We start from the raw sequence: 930 nt of genomic DNA on the forward strand, positions 1-930 counted from the left end.
TGTAGTTGTACCATGAAATATTCGCTATGTTTTTGAAATTCCCTGCTTATGTATCTTCAACATCATAACCGAATTACATAAATTTAAACGTTATAAAAGCTGTAGAAAAAAAGAAAAGAACGCCTTTTTACTGAAGCGTTCTTTCGATATTTATTCTTTTAAAAGATAGGTTACTTTATTTAAAATCTTTTCGATGTGTTTCGCGTTTTTACTGTACATTTCGCTAGCTGATTTCGACTTTGTTTCTAGGGAAAATAGTTCTAAATCAGCGTGACATTTTTTTAAAGATGCTAATAATAAAGGCTTGTTTTGAGGAGAAGGCATTTGTAGTTTGTCATTATAAATGTCGATAGTCAGTTGCCCGTATGAATCCACTTGACCGAGAAAGACATTTTCAATAACTACACCGAGCTTTTCTAGTTCAGAATGTAACCAAGCACGGTTATGTCCACTAGAGGATAAAGGTTCATCTAAGACGTTTCCATCCATAATAACAGTTTGTGGTTCTTTTTCGTTTGGTACTTTTAAGCCGATGTCTTTTGCTGTAAGTGGTTGGCGATCTTTTTTCAATAACACATTTAATTCTCCGCTCGGTTCTAGTACAGCGAATTCAACATCTGCTACGCTGAAAGCATCTTTTCCACGGAGAAGTTCCAGTAATTCGTCACTTGTATATTTTTCTTTCTTTAAGTTATCTTCGAGTATCTTTCCGTCTTTTATTAATACGGTAGATTTTCCTTCAAAAAAATCTCGAGCTGTTTTGTTTTTTAAAGAGAGGATTCCTGTTAAAAAAGGTACCACAGCGAAAATGAGTATCGCAAAGACGCCGTGGAAAAATTTTGAATCGAGCCCTGTAGATACTTGGGCAGCGATGTCACCGATTGTCATTCCGGCTATGTATTCAAAAAAGGAGAGCTGAGAGATTTGTCT

1 protein-coding gene is annotated in these 930 nt (G+C 35.4%); it reads right to left on the reverse strand.

All coding sequences use genetic code 11. The features are described 5' to 3' along the window. Window positions 1-150 precede the first annotated feature (150 nt). On the reverse strand, window positions 151-930 hold a 780-nt coding region (locus FOT98_RS29245; RefSeq protein WP_260851149.1), incomplete at its 5' end, for a DUF421 domain-containing protein.

It is taken from the genome of Bacillus sp. HY001, from assembly GCF_007558965.1.
Taxonomy (GTDB): Bacteria; Bacillota; Bacilli; order Bacillales; family Bacillaceae_G; genus Bacillus_A; species Bacillus_A mobilis.